4 protein-coding genes are annotated in these 5,416 nt (G+C 36.6%); 2 read left to right on the forward strand and 2 right to left on the reverse strand.

Annotated elements, in window-relative coordinates:
• Window positions 1-45: 45 nt before the first annotated feature.
• Together AC13DP_RS01085 and AC13DP_RS01090 are read right to left on the reverse strand one after the other, a co-directional pair.
• On the reverse strand, window positions 46-1,263 hold the full coding sequence (locus AC13DP_RS01085; RefSeq protein ID WP_483067160.1) for a hypothetical protein: 1,218 nt from the start codon (window positions 1,261-1,263) through the stop codon (window positions 46-48).
• Window positions 1,264-1,461: 198 nt separating this feature from the next.
• A complete protein-coding gene (locus AC13DP_RS01090) occupies window positions 1,462-3,876 on the reverse strand; it encodes an aminotransferase class I/II-fold pyridoxal phosphate-dependent enzyme (protein WP_483067161.1) in 2,415 nt (804 codons plus the stop codon).
• A gap of 250 nt (window positions 3,877-4,126) precedes the next feature.
• Between AC13DP_RS01090 and AC13DP_RS01095 the strand changes: the two genes are divergently transcribed.
• Both AC13DP_RS01095 and AC13DP_RS01100 read left to right on the forward strand, forming a co-directional pair.
• Entirely contained in the window at window positions 4,127-4,471 is a 345-nt protein-coding gene (locus tag AC13DP_RS01095; RefSeq protein WP_483067162.1) for a DUF7793 family protein, read from the forward strand.
• A 21-nt stretch (window positions 4,472-4,492) separates the two neighbouring features.
• Window positions 4,493-5,416 (forward strand): helix-turn-helix transcriptional regulator, encoded by a 924-nt coding sequence (locus tag AC13DP_RS01100; protein ID WP_483067163.1) that lies wholly within the window; start codon window positions 4,493-4,495, stop codon window positions 5,414-5,416.

Raw genomic sequence — 5,416 nt, forward strand, 5'->3', positions numbered from 1 at the left:
GATGATCATGAATATAAGAAATAGCTTTTTCATGGTATAGTGGTTTTAATATTCTTTGATTTTTTTAATAATCCGCTCTAATGTTTCAACGGCTATTTGTTTGTCACGTTCTTCTGCTACATAGGATTTGCTGCGCATGCCATCGTAGGACAGGTCTTCTTTATAAGGAGTTGATAAATTGGGTACTATAGTTTTAAATACCTGACTCATGGATTTTGCAACCAATATTCGTAATTCATCGGAAGCGCGAAGGATAAGTCCCATTTGATCGGTAGAAAGCATACAAAGAACTTTCTGCTTTTCCTTTGCGGTTGCTTGCTTGTCTATCGGGTTTTTCTTTTTGCTTTGTAGCGGAACAACTGATAGATGTAATTTCTTTTCCAGGTAAAGAATTTCCTGCGTAAACCAATTCCCCAAAACGGTTTCCAGATCATGGAATTTTGGATTAAGGATCATCTCCGGCTTACGATGTAATTGATTGAAGGCTTTGTAATAATAGAGTAGTGTATCCATCTTTTCAATGGTACTATCATGTCTGTTTATTTGTTTGGCGATATGATCCGTAAACAGGTTCATATAGGCCTTGCTGTTAAAGTTTAAATAGATTAGGAATTCATCCAAAGCGGAGTACGCTTCTACTTCTTCTTTATTATATTCAAGTCCTCCAAGTCCTTGAACAAGTGTTTTTTTATAAAAAATATCACGAAACGTCACTTCATAATGAAGGTATGTGCTATTTATAAAATGATATAATCTTTTAAGAATGATTTCAAATGCGGGATGTGTTTTAAGCTTCAGACTGGCATTTGATTTAAGCTTATCTAATTTTTTCTTTAGTTCTTTTTTGGTAACGGAGAGATACATCTCTGGAACCCTTTCGTCCAGGATAAGATTTGTAGAAAAGCGGGTTTCAATAAAAGATAGCAACTCATCTATGTTTGAGAGTAGTACTTTAAAGACTTTTTTTAAAATAAGCTTTCGAGAGGTGTCTTCTTTTTGATTTTCGAGTGTCTGATCAAGTAGGGCAATAAGTGATGAATGATACTGTTTGATCAATAAAGCAATTTCTTCCTCTTTCGTAGTGGAAAATACGTGGGTTTTAATAAGTTTTTGAAGACGTAGATTTTCTTCAGGAATACGATTAATAATATTATTAAATTGCTCATTAGTTATAGCCCTCACTTTTGTCTTGGTAGGATTGAGTGTGACTGTGATTAATAAATCAAGCCACTCTAGCGGATATGATTGAACTATATTTTTCATTGTTAATTTAGAATTTTAGAGAGCTGATTTCATAAAAAATTAATCGCTATTGAAAAATTTAGTTTTTACTTATAATGTTCGCTAAATGTGAACATTACTTCGGTATTTTTTGAAAACAAATAATGCCTTTGTTGTGCTATTTTCAATAGGGCTTTTTAACGGGTAAATATTAAAAAATATACTTCAAAGGGGGAGGTCTCAATCTTTTCTAAGCCAGTCCAGGGCTTCAAGGCTAAAGTTATCATCGGCCTGAATATAAGCTAACTTTGGGGTTAATTGTGCCCCTAATTTTCTTTTTTCGAAACTCGCGCTAAATCCTAAATCGATTTTGGTACAATTTAGCTCATTCGCTCTTTTAATGGTTTGATATAATAGTTGTCGATAGGTATTAAATTTCTTGTTTTGATCATAATCCATGCCTACTAAGCTAGGAATATACGTACGTCCCGAATGGGTGCAAAACATCACACCAATCGCTTTTTTCGAGGGCTCAACGTTTGCATTCAATGTTAGGACTAAAAACTCCCAATTTTGATGTTTCCCCATTTCCACAAATAACTTTTTTGGAAACATAAAGGTGTTAATCCCTAAGTTATTGCTCCAAACCTGTTGGAACAATCCATAGAATTGATCAATTTCAGAAGGGGATGGATCTTTAATTATTGATAGGGTAAAATAGTTTTCAAAAGCTTTAATCTCTTTTCTAAAATGCTTTCTGGATCGTTTACTAAGCATATTCAAATATCCGTCTTCACTCTTCCAATGGAGATTGGCAAGTTCACAAGCATCGGGCATAGCTATGGCAATAAAACCCTGCTCATGGAGGAAAGTGTTTAGCGTATTGGTTTTTTCAAAATCCCTTAAAATAATAAGTTTAGCATCAACTTTGGTTTTTATTTCCTCAAGTTTCTCGAGAAATAAGCGTGTGGCTTGAAGATGGTTTGGATGAGCATCGTTTAAGAATAAATGAGCTCCCTCTGAAAAAACAGAACCTAGGGATAGCGCCACATCGGTCATATAATAGGGATCTTCTATCCGCAATTCTTCGATGGCTTTTGAGGTATTTACCTCGGAAAGCATGTCATTTTTTAAGAGTGCACTGGTAAGCGGGGCTGCCAAAATTATCCTGGCGTCTTGATCCTTTATCGTGATATAGTGAAATCCCCAGTTATGCTCCTGTAATCGATTGTTGGTAAAGACCTTTTCCAAAAATGCAAGACCGTCCCAGTCAAACGTACCTTTTCCGGAAAAACAGGTATCCCATTCCGTTTTATTTATCTGTTGAATACTTTCGCTATATTCCAGTTGTAATTCTTCAAACGGTGTAGCTACAGTATGATGTTCTTTAGGTTGCTGCATTCCAAATGATTTGTGAATCTTGCTTAGGTCAGTATGGGTTTCTGCCATTGCCATGGGAAAATAATGGGTCATCGCATCCACCAATGCCTTGATATCCTTCAATTTGTTATGCCTGGAAATCGTTATCCTAACCCCGGTATTCTTAACAGGAACAGCCGGAAACAATCCAAGGTTTACAAAAAATCCGGCATCGATCATTTTCTTAACAAAATTATATCCGGTGGCAGGTCGTCCGGTGCCAATGTAAAATACCGGGGAGCTGTTTGTATGTACCAGCGGCAAATCTGTTAACCCCACTAAATGATTGAAGTAATTGATTTTTTGTTCCAATTCTGATTGTAACGCATAGATTTCTGGAGATAGATGAATATTGGCCGAAGCAGTTGCGGCAGCCACAGAGGCTGGTTCCAGCTGGGCAGAAAATGTAAGTGGCCCTCCAAAATTTTTAATCTTTTGATGTAATTTCTTATCGGGGCAAACTAGTACTGCTCCACTGGCTCCAAAAGTTTTACTTAGTGTACCAAACAGTAGTAGATTTTGGGGAAGCTCTTTTAATACCGACATTACATATCCCGTACCGTGTGGTCCTATCCAGCTCATTCCGTGGACATCATCAATATAGAGATGTAACTGAGAATATTTTTTCGATAACTCTATTAAATCCTGTAAAGGGGAAAAATCCCCGTACATAGAATACACCCCATCTGCCATATACCAAATTTTCCTGGCTTTATTTCGTAAAGCTTTGATAGTGTGTTCCAACATCTCTAAATTACTATGTCTAATCATTCGTACCGTTATTCCTTTTGACTTTAATACCTCGGTCGCACTTTGAACACTCCAGTGTACCTGGTGATCCAGTATCACAGCATCACCGTACCGAACAGCCGTCGGAATTACGGCTAAATGCCCCAGGGTACTATTTTTTGTGATAAGTATGGGATGTCCATACATTTCGGAAATCTTTTCTTCTAGCGGTGCATAGAGCGGATGTGAAATATATGTTTTGGATAAGGGAAATTGGGTGCCATACTTTTCAATAGCCTCTTTCGCGGCATTTTTTAACCGTCTATCTTGTTCAAGACCCAGGTAACCTGTTGTTCCGAAATGATATGAAGGTTTTCCATTAATAGTTATATGCCTTCCATTTAACGCATCGCCCGTTGCCCGTAAATGGATGACCCTGGCATTGGTAGCATTAGTGATGACTTCATCAACGGTATCTATGAAATTATTGTGTTTAACCTTCGCCATAACTTTTTCATGTAAAAATTTTCTTTTTTAAGCTATGATAAATATTGATCATAATCCTGACCGTTATAATAAAAAGGCTTTTCGGAATAGTTATTCGGCTTTTCGTTCAAATACCATTAAAATCTATGAGAGTAGCTTTCTTTTACTTTATAATGCCTGGATACCGGTCTATTGAGACATATTGATTTTTTATTTATATTAGTGATATTCAAATTTTTACGGGATGATGGTGGATGGTACATACGCAAAAATGTGGATTTCCCATGGAATTTTCTATTTTGTCTATAAAGAGATATATGAGATTGATGGACCTATGGCTAAGACGATTGTAAGTGAACGCTTACAACTTCAAAACGAGAATTCCTATCCTATATTTTGCGATTTACGAGGCGTGACCACAGCACAAAAGCAAGCCAGGGATTATTTGGCCATTGAAGGTGGCAATTTGACTAAAGCCCTCGCCCTGTTGGTAGAAGATGAGCTTGCCATGAAGGTTGCCCGCCTCTATGTAAAAGCAAGCGAACCGCCATATCCTACCCGGATATTTACTGATAGGGACAAGGCACTTTCGTTTCTACAGGACTATATAAAGTAACCCATACTAAAAACTATAATTATGAAAAAACAAATGAGTAAGGAGGATAAAATGAGATTCGATTCGTTATGCAATCAAATTATCGAGATTGCCTGTGGTAATTTTATGTTTCGACAAGAATCATCTGGTGGTAGAGATCCTTTTGATACTATTTCATTGTTATTGAACATGATGTCTGAGGAGATTGAGGATTCCTGTTTTAACCCCCAGCAGTCGATGGAACATCCCGAGTTACATTTTGTAATTTTTTTGGATAAAGAGTATCACATAAGCTCGTATACTTCCGACACCCCTCAAATACTGCAATGGGATAAAGAATACTGGGGCAGGCCGGTATCAGAAATTCTTTCAAATATTTCGTTTAAAATGTTAAAAGAGGAACTACGTTTAAACGGGGATAAAAACTATCAGCGATTACTCTTTGTAGATTTTATAATTAAAAATAATAAATTCTATAGAACTTCTTGCACTGTGCAGAAAATGATAGGCGTTGATTCGGATATTTCTTATGTAATTAATGTTTTTCGTTTCAAAAATAAAGAAAGGGAGGGTGGGAAAAAAAGGGCTACTGCCAGGTCATCGAAATCAGAAAAAAAGGAAAGTACCGCAACAAAATCCCTGGTTAAGCAAGTTCGTTTATATATCCTTCGAAATCTTCATAAGGAGCTGCCTTCCCTTAAAGCATTGGGACTTATTCACCGTACTAATAAAACGAAGCTTAAAGAAGAATTTAAGAAGATGTATGGTATCACGATCCCGAGGTTTCATATGCAAAAAAGACTGGAAAAAGGCGCCCTGTTAATCCGTACTACAGAAATACCGATTTCTATCATTAGCCAAAAATGCGGTTTTAAAGATCACTCTCATTTTTCCAGGAAGTTTAGGCTTCAATACGGGAAGACCCCTTCGCAATACAGAATAGAAAATTTCTGGTCATCATCATAA

Source organism: Zunongwangia sp. L-65, from assembly GCF_056859415.1.